Origin of the sequence: Hymenobacter algoricola (genome assembly GCF_039539525.1) — a bacterium.
GTDB lineage: Bacteria > Bacteroidota > Bacteroidia > Cytophagales > Hymenobacteraceae > Hymenobacter > Hymenobacter algoricola.
Window position 1 is genome coordinate 1 of record NZ_BAABDH010000017.1, and the last position, 14,091, is coordinate 14,091.

A 14,091-nucleotide genomic window follows, 5' to 3' on the forward strand; every position below is an offset into this window, starting at 1 on the left:
GGCCAAACACCCGCACAAGTTTTCGCTCAAATCCCTACCTTCAACCCGCCATCAATTTGCTTAACAAACCCCGTCTAAACTGTCCAGTTTTTGGGGAGTAGTACATGTACTAGCTTACGAACCCGCCCCGGAAAGGTGTACGCCAGTTATGAAACTGCTATAACAGTGCGTCTATTTACTCTGATACAACACGCGTGAATCAGGCCATTACATTTACCCGCACTGTCAAGCTACTGCCAAATCAATCCTACCGCTTTGTGAAATCCACTTTTAATCTGGTCCGTCTGACGGGAAACAACTACGAAAGTCGGGATATCACCAACGAATACCAGGACCGCCTGGTATCCTGTACTGACACGACGGTCATAACCTTCCAATAGCACCCGCTGGCTTAATGTCTTGGCAATCTTTTCACAATGAAAAGCCAGCTTACCAAAACGAAAAATCCAGACCTGTTGCCTCAGGACACGGGTGTGAAATTGAAAGACAAATAGCCGATTAAAACTTATATAGCAGTTTCGCGAACAGTGTAGCGGTTGCATTCGCTCCGGTCGGACGGCTTTTTCCGCCGTCCGACCGGTCGTTGTAGGCCCGATGTATTTATCGGCAGCCAGCGACGACCGGTCCGACGGCGAAAAGCCGTCAGACCGGGTACACCGTTCACGAAACCGCTATAGAAGTTCTTTTATTATTACCTGGAGCAGTACGATACTTTACTGGCATGGCAGGTGCTTCGAAGCGGTAGAACCAATCCTTACCTCCTTATCTGCCTTGCCATGAACCTGCTTCTCATCCTTGCCATTATCGTCGTTTTGCTGCTCTCCGGCCTGCGCATCGCCCAGGAATACGAGCGGGCCATTGTGTTTCGGCTGGGGCGCTACGTAGGCCAGCGGGGCCCCGGGCTGTACTGGATTATTCCCTTCATCGAGCGCCGCGTCACGGTGGACGTGCGCACCAAGACCGTGGAGCTGGAGCAGCAGGAAACCATCACCAAGGACTCGGTGACCATCAAGGTGAATGCCGTGCTCTGGTTCCGCGTCACGGACCCGGCCAAGGCCATCATCAAGGTCGCCAACTTCAACCAGGCCGTGTACCAGCTCTCCGTCACGGCCCTGCGCAACGTCATCGGCCAGCACCAGCTCGATGAGGTGCTCCGGTCCCGCCAGGAAATAAACGCCACCCTGCAGCAGCTCGTCGATACGGCCACCGAGCCCTGGGGCGTGCAGATTGAGATGGTCGAAATCAAGGACGTGGAAATCCCCGGATCCATGCAGCGGGCCATGGCCCGGGAGGCGGAGGCCGTCCGCGAGAAGCGGGCCCGCATCATCAAAGCCGAGGCCGAGCTGGAAGCCAGCATCAAGCTCACCCAGGGCGCCAAGCAGATGGAGCAAAGTCCCATTGCCCTGGAGCTGCGCCGGATGCAGATGCTCTCCGAAATCGGTATCGACAACAATACCACCACCGTGGTGCTGGTGCCCTCCGAGTTTACCAACGCCGCCCGCAGCTTCTCCCAGATGGTGCAGCAGTCGGTCAGTTAGGGAATGAAGCCGTCAGAAAAAAACGTCATGCTGAGCATGTGGCGTATCAAGCCAGGGACGCAGCGGAGCTGAAGCATCGCTACCGCTTCGTTGAACGGCATTGCACCGAAGCAGTAGCGATGCTTCGACAAGCGGACGCCAGATCAAGCATGACGTTCTGAGGTGTTTTTAATAATTTCCTGAGCAGCTTCAAAGTAAACTCAACCGGCAAGAAAAAGCCCTCCGTGAACATCCGGAGGGCTTTTTCTTGTCTAAGGTCACCCAACGTCCCTATAACCCCGGCCAGTGGCTGGCGCCGTAGGCTCAGGCAGGCTCCGCCATCCAATTGGATAGTTTTACTATCACAAATGATAGACAAGCCAATATTCCTTCCTAAACTTGCGGCCTCATTCATCCACCCTGGCCCGCATGGACGCACAGCTACTTATTGCCAACCTTACCAATCCCACCCTGCTTTTCTTCGTGCTGGGCATTCTGGCTACCATCGTCAAGAGTGACTTAGAGATTCCGCCCTCCACGGTCAAGTTTATTTCGCTCTACCTGCTGTTCTCCATCGGCTTCAAGGGCGGGCAGGAGCTGGCGCACAGCCCGTTTAGTGCCGAAATCCTGTATTCGCTGGGCTTTGGGCTGCTGCTGGCGTCCCTGATTCCGCTCTACTCCTTTTTCATTCTGAAACGGCGCCTTACCGTCAGCGACGCCGGCGCCATCGCGGCGGCCTACGGCTCGGTCAGCGCGGTTACGTTCGTGGCGGCAGCTTCGTTCCTGGAGTCCCAGCGTATCACTTTCGGCGGGCACATGGTGGCCGTAATGGCGCTGATGGAGGCGCCGGCCATCATCGTGGGCGTTATCTTGCTGATGCGCTACGACACGCCCGCTGCCGGGGAGCCGGCCAACCCGGGCCTGGGCAGCGTCGTGCATCACTCTTTCACCAACGGCAGCGTACTGATGGTGCTCGGCTCGCTCGTCATCGGCCTCATCGCCGACTCGAAGCAGGCCGAAGGCATCAAGCCCTTCACCACCGACATCTTCAAGGGCTTTCTGGCCATTTTCCTGCTCGAAATGGGCATGGTCACGGCCCGGCGCTTCGGGGCCTTCAGCCGCTACGGCCGCTTCGTGACGCTGTTTGCCGTGCTCGTGCCGCTGCTCAACGGCAGCGCCGTGGCGGTGTTCAGCCACTTCGTCACCGACTCGGTAGGCAACCGCTTCATCTTCGCCATCCTGGCGGCCAGCGCCTCCTACATTGCCGTGCCCGCAGCTATGCGCCTGGCGGCGCCCAAAGCCGACCCCGGCCTCTACATTCCGATGGCCCTGGGCGTCACATTTCCCATCAACATTACGCTGGGCATGCCCCTGTACCTGGCGCTAGTGCAACACACGTAAGCAGTAGTCGGAGAATTTCCGCAAGCTCTTCCCGGGCGCCAGTCCCTTCAACAGAACGGCCGCCGGATGCTATTCAGCGGCCGCTTGGCGTCGCACTCATTCCGGGCTATTTCCCGCCGGCTGCGACCAGCACAGCCTGGTTGAGCCGGGTGTACTCGGCCGTGGTTACTTCGTTCTTCTCGTCCTTCACCAGCGCCAACGCCTGCTGGGCCGCCGCTTTTCACTTCCTCGCCGAAGCGCACTTTGGTAATGATGCTGGCCCCGGTGCGCCACACGGTGACGTAGGGCCTTACCTTCCCAAAAATCTTGCGCCCCCGCAGCGAGGGCCGCAAGTACTTCAGGTCGATGTAGGAGGTGGAAAAATCCTGGAGGATGTGCATGGCCGGGCTCGGCTGGGGCACGTTCAGGCGCTGCTGGGCCTGGGCCGCCGGGGTGGACAGGATCAGCGAGGCCTCAGCAGGGCCAAGAGTCAGGGTTGCTTCATAAGCCAAAGGCGAAATACCGGTGCCGGCGTTGCGCGCCCGGCGGAAAAGCAAAGCGGCGCAGCCGGCGGCCGGGGCCGGCAGTTCTGCCACCCCGGGAGGGCGCGGCTCCGAACAGCGCGCTTCGGCCTGGCGGGCGCCAGGAAAATCCGGGGTCGTATCAATGGTTTGCCGATTATGCCCTTACTTGCACCCGCAAACCCTTCGCGGCCGCCCACTGGCGCCGCAGCAGATTCCCGGCATGACCCCGACTTTCCTTCTTTCCGCTTCGGTATTTTCGGTGGCATCGGCCGGCCGCGCCGCTGTGCCGATGCGGAAGAAATGCTGGAAACGACCCTCGGCCTGACCGTCGCAACTCTTCGTGCCTTCCCTTGAGCATTGAGCGCCGGTCCTGACCAGACCGGCGCTTTTTTATTTTTTTTCGGGCCGTTTGCGCGGCGTTTTCCCTGTTTTGCAACTCCTGTTTTCTGCCCTATGAAAGTCCTCAAGTTCGGCGGTACGTCCGTCGGCAGCGCCGAGCGGATGCGCGCCCTGCCCGCCCTGATTCAAGGCCCGGAGCGGCGCATCGTGGTGCTGTCGGCCATGTCGGGCACTACCAACGCGCTGGTCAGCATTGCCCGCCTGCTCTACGAGGGCGACACGACGGCCGCCACTTACCAGATTGAGATTCTGCGCCAGCACTACCTCATCGTGGCCCGGGAGCTGCTCCCCGATACCGCCGTGGCCACCGAAGCCATTCAGCACCTCGACAGCTCGTTTAAAAGCATCTTCGGCCTGACCCGCAACCCGCTGTCGGCTTCCGGCGAGCGGCTGATCCTGGCCCAGGGCGAGCTGCTGAGCACGCTGCTGTTTCACCGCTACTACACCGGCATTCTGGGCCAGCCAGCCACGCTGCTGCCCGCCCTGGACTTCATGCGCCTCGATGCCAACGACGAGCCCGACGCTGACTACATCGAGCAGCATCTGGCCGCCACGCTGGCCCCCTGCGCCGCCGAGCAGCTGTTCATCACCCAGGGCTATATCTGCCGCAACGCCCAGGGCGACGTCGACAACCTCAAGCGCGGGGGCTCCGACTATTCGGCTTCCCTGATCGGGGCCGCCGCCCACGCCGCGGAAATCCAGATCTGGACCGACATCGACGGGCTGCACAACAACGACCCGCGGGTGGTGGAAGGCACCTACCCGGTCCGGGAGCTGTCGTTCGACGAGGCCGCCGAGCTGGCGTATTTCGGGGCCAAGATCCTGCACCCGAGCTCCATTCTGCCCGCCGCCAAGCACGGCATTCCCGTGCGCCTGCTCAACACGATGCAGCCCGAGGCGCCCGGCACGCTGATTTCCGACAAGACCGGCACCGAGGCCATCAAGGCCGTGGCCGCCAAGGACGGGCTGGTGGCCATCAAGGTGAAGTCGAGCCGGATGCTGCTGGCCCACGGCTTCCTGCGCAGCCTGTTCGAGGTGTTCGAGCGGCACCGCACCTCCATCGACATGATTACGACCTCGGAAGTAGCCGTGTCGCTGACCATCGACGACGCGACGCACCTGCCGGAAATCCTGGAGGAGCTGCGCGGCTTCGGCACGGTGGAAGTGGACGAGAACCAGACCATCGTGTGCCTGGTTGGCAACCTGATTCAGGCCGACCACGGCTCGGCCCGCCTCGTCTTCAACGCCCTGCAGGACATTCCGCTGCGCATGATCAGCTACGGCGGCTCGCCCAACAACATCAGCATCCTGATCAGCACCGCCGACAAAGCCCGGGCCCTGAAAGTGCTCAACGACGGCCTGTTCCGGCAGCCTGCTGCCCAGCCGCAGGCCGAAGCAGCTCATTCTTAGTTACTACTTATCAATTACTAAGTGACCATGTCCTTCCCTCTTCCAGCCGACGCGGCCACCCGCGACACGCCCTTCTACCTCTACAACCTGGGCCTGCTGGCGCGCACCCTGACGGCGGTGCAGCAGGCGGCCCAGCCCCGCAACATGCAGGTGCACTACGCCCTGAAGGCCAACGCCAACGCGCCGATCCTGAACCTGATCCGGGAGCACGGCCTGGGCGCCGACTGCGTGAGCGGGGCCGAAGTGCAGCGCGCCCTGGATACCGGCTTTGCCCCCGGCCACATCGTGTTTGCGGGCGTGGGCAAGTCAGACGCCGAAATCCGCCTGGCCCTGGCCGCCGACATCTGGTGCTTCAATGCCGAGTCGGCCCAGGAGCTGGTGGTGCTGAATGAGCTGGCCGGGGCGCAGGGGCGCACGGCCCGGGTGGCGCTGCGCATCAACCCCAACGTGGACGCCCACACTCACCACTACATCACCACGGGCCTGGACGCCAATAAGTTCGGCATCAGCCTGGCGGACCTGGGCGCCGTCATCGACCAGCTCGGGGCGCTGCCCAACCTGGAGCTGGTAGGCCTGCACGCCCACATCGGCTCCCAGATTACCGATCTGGGCGTATTTGCCGAGCTGAGCCGCAAGCTCAACGAGCTGCAGACCTGGCTCGAAAGCCGCGGCCACCACCTGCCCCACCTCAACGTGGGCGGCGGCCTGGGCATCGACTACCACACGCCCGATGCCAACCCGATTCCGGACTTCGAGGCTTATTTCAAGGTTTTTGAGCAGCACCTCGTGCGCCGGCCGGGTCAGCAGGTGCACGTCGAGCTGGGCCGGGCCATTGTGGCCCAGAGCGGGGCGCTGGTAAGCCGGGTGCTGTACGTGAAGCGCAGCCAGCAAACCAACTTCGCCATCCTGGACGCGGGCATGACCGAGCTGATCCGGCCCGCCCTCTACGACAGCTTCCACCTGATTCAGAACGTGAGCAGCCAGGGCTCCCGGCAGCTCTACGACGTAGTGGGGCCCATCTGCGAGTCGTCGGATACGTTTGGGCGCGAGGTGGCGCTGCCCGAAACCCGGCGCGGGGACTTGGTCGTGATTCGCTCGACGGGGGCCTACGGTGAGGTCATGGCTTCCAACTACAACCTGCGCGAGAAGGCCGCGGCGGTGTATATCGGGGGCCAGCCCGGGTAAATTGCCGGCCACGAACCGGCGTTGCCGGCGGCCGTTCCGCATCAGCCGGCCGTGAGAATCTGCTGCGCTACCCGATTGAAAAAAGGCATCCGGCGGGCCACCGCAAACTCCCGGATCTGCTCGCACCGGGCAGCTACATCCGGTCCCGAGGGCAGGTCGGCTACCGCGAAGTACAGCTCGGCCAGGCTCCAGTGCACCTGATAATAGTCCCATAGCCAGGCGTGGGTGCTCGCCTCGGCAGACTGCCGCGCTGGCAACGAAAGTGGGGCGGCGGACGGGCCCGCGCCGTGCCGGGCCGCCACGGCGCGGAAGGCTTGCAGCAGATCGTGGTAAACAGTCCGCCCCGGCTGCTCCAGCTCCGGAAACTGCCGATAGGTCAGCGTCAGCCACGCATGGAGCGGCGCGTACTGACCCGTCAGGAACAACGCCTCGGCCACCAGGAAGTGGTAGCCGGCCGGGAAGTAGTTGTAAAAGGCGGGCAGCTCCGTAGTGCCGACGGCCCAGGAGCCGGTAGGAGCCTGTTGATGAATCCGGGCCAGCAGCTCCGCCGGTAGGCCGGCGGCGGGAGCGTCGTACCAGGCCGCCAGCAGCAGGGCAAAAGCCCGCCGGCCCCGCGGAAAAGGATGCAGGCTGGGTGGCACCCGCACGGCTTCCAGCTGGGTTAGCCGCGCCCGCCAGGCCGGCTCATCCTGGGCCAGGAAAGCGCCTAAAAACAACGTGCTGTAGCCAAAAATCAGGGCCTGGGACGCCGTAGCGTGCCGCAGGTATTCCAGCACCACTTCCCCATAGGCCCCATTCAGGTAGGCCAGATCCACGAAGCTTTCCACAAAATACTCCTGGCCGGCCGGGTCGGCTGCCAGGGCCAGCGCCAGGGCGGACGCCCGGCCGTCGGGAGTGGCCGGGCGAGTCGACTGCCCCAGCGCGTAGCCCCGCAACAGGCTCTCGGCATAGGTGGCCCCGGTAAGCAGCACCAGGGCGTCAGCCGCCGCTGGAGCAGCGGCCGACGGCGGGAGCTGCACCCGGCTGAACGTGGCAAAGTCGAGGAAGCCCGCGTACGCCGCCAGCGTGTCCAGGGTATGCCGGGTAGGGGTGGCCATCGACGAAACCAGCCCAAAAAACCGCAGTATGGTGGCCCGCCCCCGGCCGCCCCGGTGCGGCAGCGCCTGGGCCAGCGTTTTTACCAGCAGGTCGCAGTTGCCAAAATCAGTCAGCGGCCTGCCAAGCTTGTCGGCCACTGCCGTGCGCAGGACCGCGAGTAGTTCGGGTTCAGGAATGAAACGCATCGATACGGAATAGCCAAACGAGTGCGTCTAAAGTAAAAGGACTTTTTGGACTTGCCGGGGCCAGGGGCAGTCGGGGGAATTTGTGGACCTTAGGGCGGCAAGCTCCACTACCGTCATCCCCCATCCATTTTATGGAAACCACTACCTGCACGAGTTGTGGCCGCCCGACGCTCAGGTATGCGACCCACTGCAACCACTGTGGAGCCCCGTTCAGCAACGCTGAGCTCAATGGGTTCAACCGCGCATTTTCCGCCCCGCCCAGGCACAGCGCCAGCAGCGTGGGCATCGGCTCGCCCGAATCCGGAAGGCCTTTTTTTCAGCCTATCTGGGCGGCGGCCTGCCGGCTGCTTCGCGGCGGCCAGAATTAAATCACGCGGCCGACCCCGACTGCGCGCCGGCACCTCCTTACGGCATCCCGCTTATCAGGCTGGTCCCGGGGTCAGCAAACCGCGGACGCGCCTCACCAGCCGCTGGAGTACACGGTCCAGTCGCCCACTTTTTCCTGGATTGGGAAGGCCTGCACCAGCCACTGCCGCTCGGGCCGCACGTCGCCTTTCACCAGCAGCACCGGATGCTGCGTCAGCAGGCGGCGGACGTAGGAATCCTGGGTGGAGTCGGTGAGGTACACCAGGTTCTGCTGCCAGCTCCGGGCGGGCTCAAACTGGGTTTCGCGGGTCAGGTTATGGCTGCCGTCGTGCAAAGACACGGGCAGGCGGCCCAGCTCGAAGGCCAGGGACGGCAGCAGCTCGTCGTAGACCAGAATCGGCTGGTTTTCGAGGTGGTGGCGGCGCAGAAGGTCGGCCAGCGGGCGGCTGCCGTTGAAGGCCAGCTGATTCTGACGCAGGATGGGCTTGGCCGTCAGCAGCAGCGCGGCGGTGAAGATGGTGGCCACGACCAGCAGCCGCGGGGCCACGCGCACCTGGTCCCACAGGGCCTGCTGCAGCACCAGCAGCACGATGCCGACTGCCGGCCACAGCGCCGTGGCCGGACTAAGCTCCAGCGCTACGGGCAGCATCGGCACGAACAGGGGCAGCAGGCAGAGGGCGGCCAGCAGCAGGGCGAAGAAAAAGCTGATGCCCAGGTACCAGCCGTGCAGCGCAGCATCACTGAGCCGGCCCAGGTAGTACACCGTGAGCAGGGCTACGCCCGGAAACACCGGCAGCACGTAGAGCAGCAGCTTGGAGCTGGACAGGGAGAAGAAAGCCAGCGGAATCAGCACCCAGAAGAAAAGCACGTTGCGCCACTGCTGCGGCACCTGCTGCCAGCGCGTGCGCCCCGCCTGGGTGAGCAGCGCTGCCGACCACGGCAGGCTGGTAGCCGGCGCCAGCAGCAGGTAAAACCACCAGGGCTTGGAGCGCCCAAACGTCTCGGGATTGGCGAAGCGCTCCACGGTGTGCTGAAACAGAAAGTAGCGCACGAAGGCCGGGTTTTCGGCCATCAGGTACAGGTACCAGCTCAGCCCCACCAGCCCAAACAGGGCGAGGCCCAGCGCGTGGTGGACCGTAAAGGGCCGGCGGGCCTGCTGCCGGCGGAAGTAAAACCCACTGACGGCCATCAGCGGCAGCACGAAGCCCACGGGCCCTTTGGTCAGAAAGGCCAGCCCCAGCCCCACCCAGAACAGGTAGAGCCAGCGCCGGCCGCCGTCGTGGTAGTAGCGCAGAATACCGTAGGTGGCGGCCAGCTCCAGGGTTTGCAGGTAGGCGTCGGTCGTCACGTTCAGGGCCGAAATGAGCACTAGAGGCAGCGTGCCGTAGACCACGGCGGCGGCCAGGGCGCGGGCCCGGTCCTGGGCGAAGAGCAGCAGCCCCAGCCCGTAGACCAGCCCCACCTGCCCCAGCACGGCCAGCACCGGCAGCAGCCGCACTCCGAAGGCCGTGGGGCCCGCCAGCATCAGCCCGGCGGCCGTCAGCCAGTACGTGAGCGGGGGCTTGTGGAAGTGCTGAATGCCGAGCAGACGCGGGTGCAGCCAGTCGGCGCCGGCCAGCATCTCGCGGCCTATTTCGGCGTAGCGGGCCTCGCTGCTTTCCAGCACGCCCCAGCTGCCCAGGCCCACGAAAAAGCTCCCCCCCAGCACCAGCACAAACAACCACAGCCAGGGACGGAACGCAACAGAAGCAGGCATAAGAGCAGAAAAGGGAAGAAGCCGGGCCAAAGTTAGCCAGAAAGGCCCGCCGGGGCTACCGATAACCAAATACGGCGGCCCGGGTTCTACTACTGACCTCCCGCCGCTGCTTTTCCGTTCGCCCATGAAAATCCTGCTCACCGGCGCCAACGGCTATATCGGCCGCCGCCTGCTGCCGCTGCTGGTCGAGGCCGGCCACGCCGTGGTATGCCTCGTGCGCGACCCGCGCCGCTTCGAGCTGCCCGAGCGCCTGCGCGACCGGGTGCAGGTACTGCAGGGCGACCTGCTCCAGCCCGCCAGCCTGCTCGGCCTGCCCATCGATATCGACGCCGCCTACTACCTGGTGCACTCCATGAGCGGCCACGATCTGGACTTCTTCCGGGCCGAGCAGCAGTCGGCCCATAATTTCACGGCTTACCTCAACCGCACCACCGCCCGGCAGGTCATCTACCTCAGCGGCATTGCCAACGACAAGGCGCTGTCGGCCCACCTTCGCTCCCGCAAGTCGGTGGAGAAGGTGCTCAAAAAAGCCCGGCACGCCCAGCTCACGGTGCTGCGGGCCAGCATCATCATCGGGTCGGGCTCGGCCTCGTTTGAGATTATCCGCGACCTGGTCGAGAAGCTGCCGGTGATGATAACGCCGCGCTGGCTGAACTCCCGCTGCCAGCCCATCGGCATCCGCGACGTGATGCACTACCTCACCGCCGTGCTCGACAACCCGGTGTGCGTGGGGCAGACCTTCGACATCGGGGGGCCCGACGTGCTGACCTACAAGCAGATGCTGGAGGGGCTGGCCAAGGAACGGGGCTACCGGCGCTACATCGTCACGGTGCCGGTGCTCACCCCGCGACTGTCGTCGTGGTGGCTGTTTCTGGTCACGCGCACCACCTTCTCGCTGGCCCAGAGCCTGGTGGAAAGCCTGCGCAACGACACCGTGGTGGCCACCAAGCGCAGCATCGACCAGGTGCTGCGCCACCAGTGCATGAGCTATGCCGACGCCCTGGCCCTGGCCTTCACCCGCATCGAGCAGAACGAGGTCATCAGCAGCTGGAGCGACGCGGTGAGCAGCGGCGTGATGGAGCAGAACTACATGGACTTCGTGCAGATTCCGCAAAACGGCATGCTCACCGACCGGCAGACGCTGACCTTCACCCGCCCCCCCGAGGAGGTGCTGCAGAATATCTGGAGCATCGGCGGGCAGCGCGGCTGGTACAAGGTCGACTGGCTCTGGCGCCTGCGCGGCCTCATGGACAAGGCTGTGGGCGGCGTGGGCCTGCGCCGGGGCCGCCGCTCCCCCACCGACCTGCGCGCCGGCGACCCGCTCGACTTCTGGCGGGTGCTCGTGGCCGACCGCGCCGGGCGCCGCCTGCTGCTCTATGCCGAAATGAAGCTCCCCGGCGAGGCCTGGCTGCAGTTCCGTCTTATCCCGAACCCCGACGGCACCCACACCCTGGAGCAGCTGGCCGCCTTCCGCCCCCGCGGCCTGGCCGGCCGCCTGTACTGGTATTCGCTGGTACCCTTCCACTTCGTGATCTTCAAGGGCATGGTCGAGAATATCGTGCACTACCCGGCCGTGGCCGCGCTGCCCGGCTAGCCCCGGCCGCTCCGACCCCGACACGGCGGCCGGCCTGGGCGCAGGTGCTTTCAAGGTCTAAGCACTTCGCCTTAAGATGCTTGATATTAAATCTATACCTTACCCGGCCAGTGCCTTCCAGCGTCTGACCGACCGGGATTGTGGTCTTTATTTTGGGCCGGCGGCTGGTTAGGTTTAGCTTTCCCGACTGCCGGGCTACTCGCTATCCTTCACTACCTGCTATGACGCATCCCCTACTCCTGACTGCCGTTACCTGGGCCGTGCCCGCCCACCCCGGCTACGACTTCTACACGCTCTGCTACGTGCTGGCCTTCGCCCTGAACCTGCTGCTGCTGGTCTGGGAGGGGCACCGGCGCGGCTACCCGCTGCGCACCTGGCTGGTGCTGCTGGCCTGCACCACGCTCACCTTCATCCTGGGCACCAAGCTGCTGGCCTTCACTGCTACTGAGTGGCAGCAGCTGCTGCGCTCCGGCCACTGGCCCGACTCCGAAGCCCGCACCGTGCTGGGCGGAGCCCTGGCCGGCACGCTCACGCTGCTGGCCCTGCGGCGGCGCTTCGGCTTCAGCTGGCACGTGTTCGACGCCTTCACCCTGCCCATGTGCGCAGCGCTGGTGGTGCAGTGCGTGGGCTGCGTGCTCACGGGCTGCTGCTTCGGCGAGGTGACGGCCGGGGGCTGGGGGCTTACCTACGCGCCCGGCACCCTGCCCTACCTGGTGCAATGGTCGCAGGGGCTGATTCCGTACGGGGCCGCCCACTCGCTGCCGGTTCATCCCACGCAGCTGTATTCGCTGCTGCTGTGCGCCGGCGTGGGCGCGGTGCTGGTGCTCACCCGCCACCATGCCTGGCCCGGCGGCAGCCGTCGGCTGCTGCACCTGGGCCTGCTGCTGACCGGCCGCTTCATTATCGAATTCTGGCGCGCCCCGGCCGGCGAGCAGGTAGGGGCCACCCTGCACTCCCACGGCGGCATCGTGCTGAAGCAGGTGCAGTGGGCCCTGCTGCTGCTGATTCCGGTGGCGCTGGGCACGTGGGGGCTGCTGGTGCGCCGGGCCCGGCGGCAGCCCCTGGCCCCGGAGCGCATACCGGTGCTCGACAGCCGCCTCAACCTGCTGGCCGTGGCGGCCCTGCTGGCCCTCACGGCCTGGCTCGGCCCACTGGCTCTCACCCTGCCCGAGGTGCTGGTCATCAAAACCCTGCTGCTGACGGTGCTGGTGCTGGAGGCCGCGGCCCTGCTGCTGAGCCGCCCGGCGCCAACGTCGGCAGCGCGGCCCCGGCGGCTGGCGCTGCCCCTGGGCCTGGCCGGCACCGTGCTGCTGCTCACCAGCCAGGCGCCCGCCGACTCGGCCCGCAGCACTACGCTGGAGGTGAGCCTGGGTGCGGGTAAAGGAGCGTTCTACGAGGACGTACGCAGCGGCGGCGGCGGCGGCTGCTCCGGCAACCCCACCCGCGATACCTACGACCACCGCTACTCCCTGCGCGGTGGCAACCTGGAGCTGCACGGGCCGAAGGCACCGTCGCGGCCGTGGGGGTCGGGGTGTGGCAGGGTGAGCAACGCACCACCTACCGGAGCCTCGACCCCACCACCGGCAACATACGCTTCCAGGCCGACAGCACCAGGCAGCTGCTGGGCGTCAACCCCTACGTCAGGTTCACTTCCCACCTGCGGCCCAACCGCCTCGGGGCGGGATTTCGCCTGGGCCTGCAGCTAGGTACGCTCGTCGCCTACGGCAAGCGTGATGGATTTTACTCCTCGCAGATCAACGCGGACATCGGCATGTGGCTCGGTATCCGGGAGAAGCTGTTTTTGCAGGTGGATGCCAATCCGGGCATGCTGGGCGTGGGCAACTACACCGTGCGTACCGCCCTGGGCTCCGGGCTGGGGCAGCTGTATGGCAGCTCGGTACTGGTCGGGGCGGCCTTTGCCCGGCACTTTCCGTCGTACGGTATGGGCTTCCTGGGGGCCGACATCCAGGTGGGCCATACCGGCCTGAGCCTCTATCCCTACGCGGCCACCGATTTCGGCCGCCACCACCAGCTGAACCTGCGCGTGGGCTACCGCATTCCGCTGGGCCGGAAGTAGCGCCTCAGCCCAGCCGCCGCACCACCCACAGCACCAGGCTCAGCACCACGCTCACCAGCAGCATCGACGCCAGCGGGGCGTAGAGCCGAAAGCCCGGCCGCTCGATGCGCAGGTCGCCGGGCAGGCGGCCGAACCAGCCCAGCAGGCTGCCGCCACCCAGCCAGACGAAAGCCCCGAGGGCCACGATGAGCAGGCCCGCCACGACCAGAATTTTACCGAATTGAGGATTCATCTGCGCAAAGGAGTTGGGGTTTGCCTGACTGCGTATCACCAGTACTGCACCGCTACCACCAGCGCCGCGTACATGCCCAGGGCCAGCCACTCGCCCCGGGAGTTGTAGGGAAACTGCTTCCGGGCTTTCTGCTGCTGCAGCACGGAAAAGTTCAGGCCGCCGGCCGTGAGCCCCAGCGCCACGCCCTGCGGCACCGCCTGCCGCAACAGCAGCAGCAGGCCCACCATCGGCAGCAGGCCCACGAGGCAGCCGAGCAGGCGGGCGCGGAAAAGGGCAAGGTCGAGCATGTTTGGTTGGAAAGGGAGAGGAAGAAAGTAGAAGAACGTCATTCCGAGCATGTGGCGCATCAAGCCAGGGACCGAGGAATC

13 protein-coding genes are annotated in these 14,091 nt (G+C 64.8%); 8 read left to right on the top strand and 5 right to left on the bottom strand.

Annotated elements, in window-relative coordinates:
- Window positions 1–257 precede the first annotated feature (257 nt).
- The 3 genes from ABD842_RS05075 (at window position 258) to ABD842_RS05085 (ending at window position 2,918) form a co-directional block, all read left to right on the top strand.
- The gene (locus tag ABD842_RS05075; protein ID WP_345110952.1) at window positions 258–380 is read left to right on the top strand and encodes a hypothetical protein; all 123 of its coding nucleotides are present in this window, start codon (window positions 258–260) and stop codon (window positions 378–380) included.
- A gap of 396 nt (window positions 381–776) precedes the next feature.
- Window positions 777–1,538, top strand: coding sequence for a slipin family protein (locus ABD842_RS05080; RefSeq protein WP_345110955.1), 762 nt, complete (start codon window positions 777–779; stop codon window positions 1,536–1,538).
- A gap of 408 nt (window positions 1,539–1,946) precedes the next feature.
- The gene (locus ABD842_RS05085; protein ID WP_345110958.1) at window positions 1,947–2,918 is read left to right on the top strand and encodes a sodium-dependent bicarbonate transport family permease; all 972 of its coding nucleotides are present in this window, start codon (window positions 1,947–1,949) and stop codon (window positions 2,916–2,918) included.
- Between the two features lie 47 nt (window positions 2,919–2,965).
- Here ABD842_RS05085 and ABD842_RS05090 read toward each other — a convergent pair whose 3' ends face one another.
- Entirely contained in the window at window positions 2,966–3,493 is a 528-nt protein-coding gene (locus tag ABD842_RS05090; protein WP_345110961.1) for a DUF2911 domain-containing protein, read from the bottom strand.
- A gap of 381 nt (window positions 3,494–3,874) precedes the next feature.
- Here ABD842_RS05090 and ABD842_RS05095 point away from each other — a divergent pair, with 381 nt between their 5' ends.
- Together ABD842_RS05095 and lysA are read left to right on the top strand one after the other, a co-directional pair.
- Complete coding sequence (locus tag ABD842_RS05095) at window positions 3,875–5,230, top strand: aspartate kinase (RefSeq protein WP_345110963.1); 1,356 nt, start codon at window positions 3,875–3,877, stop codon at window positions 5,228–5,230.
- 27 nt (window positions 5,231–5,257) lie between these two features.
- Window positions 5,258–6,415 (top strand): diaminopimelate decarboxylase, encoded by a 1,158-nt coding sequence (gene lysA / locus ABD842_RS05100; RefSeq protein WP_345110965.1) that lies wholly within the window; start codon window positions 5,258–5,260, stop codon window positions 6,413–6,415.
- 41 nt (window positions 6,416–6,456) lie between these two features.
- Here the strand turns inward: lysA and ABD842_RS05105 are convergent, their stop codons facing one another.
- Together ABD842_RS05105 and ABD842_RS05110 are read right to left on the bottom strand one after the other, a co-directional pair.
- Window positions 6,457–7,698: a hypothetical protein gene (locus ABD842_RS05105; RefSeq protein WP_345110966.1), complete on the bottom strand. Its 1,242-nt coding sequence runs from the start codon at window positions 7,696–7,698 to the stop codon at window positions 6,457–6,459.
- Between the two features lie 460 nt (window positions 7,699–8,158).
- Entirely contained in the window at window positions 8,159–9,820 is a 1,662-nt protein-coding gene (locus tag ABD842_RS05110) for an ArnT family glycosyltransferase (protein ID WP_345110969.1), read from the bottom strand.
- Between the two features lie 124 nt (window positions 9,821–9,944).
- Between ABD842_RS05110 and ABD842_RS05115 the strand changes: the two genes are divergently transcribed.
- The 3 genes from ABD842_RS05115 (at window position 9,945) to ABD842_RS05125 (ending at window position 13,491) form a co-directional block, all read left to right on the top strand.
- Window positions 9,945–11,414: an SDR family oxidoreductase gene (locus ABD842_RS05115; protein WP_345110971.1), complete on the top strand. Its 1,470-nt coding sequence runs from the start codon at window positions 9,945–9,947 to the stop codon at window positions 11,412–11,414.
- A 221-nt stretch (window positions 11,415–11,635) separates the two neighbouring features.
- Window positions 11,636–13,120 (top strand): prolipoprotein diacylglyceryl transferase family protein, encoded by a 1,485-nt coding sequence (locus ABD842_RS05120; protein ID WP_345110974.1) that lies wholly within the window; start codon window positions 11,636–11,638, stop codon window positions 13,118–13,120.
- A 65-nt stretch (window positions 13,121–13,185) separates the two neighbouring features.
- Window positions 13,186–13,491: a hypothetical protein gene (locus ABD842_RS05125; protein ID WP_345110977.1), complete on the top strand. Its 306-nt coding sequence runs from the start codon at window positions 13,186–13,188 to the stop codon at window positions 13,489–13,491.
- A 4-nt stretch (window positions 13,492–13,495) separates the two neighbouring features.
- On the opposite strand, the gene ABD842_RS05130 is transcribed toward ABD842_RS05125, so the two are convergent.
- Window positions 13,496–13,723, bottom strand: a complete 228-nt coding sequence (locus ABD842_RS05130) for a DUF2905 domain-containing protein (RefSeq protein ID WP_345110980.1) — start codon at window positions 13,721–13,723, stop codon at window positions 13,496–13,498.
- A 35-nt stretch (window positions 13,724–13,758) separates the two neighbouring features.
- Entirely contained in the window at window positions 13,759–14,010 is a 252-nt protein-coding gene (locus ABD842_RS05135; protein WP_345110983.1) for a hypothetical protein, read from the bottom strand.
- Window positions 14,011–14,091: the final 81 nt, after the last annotated feature.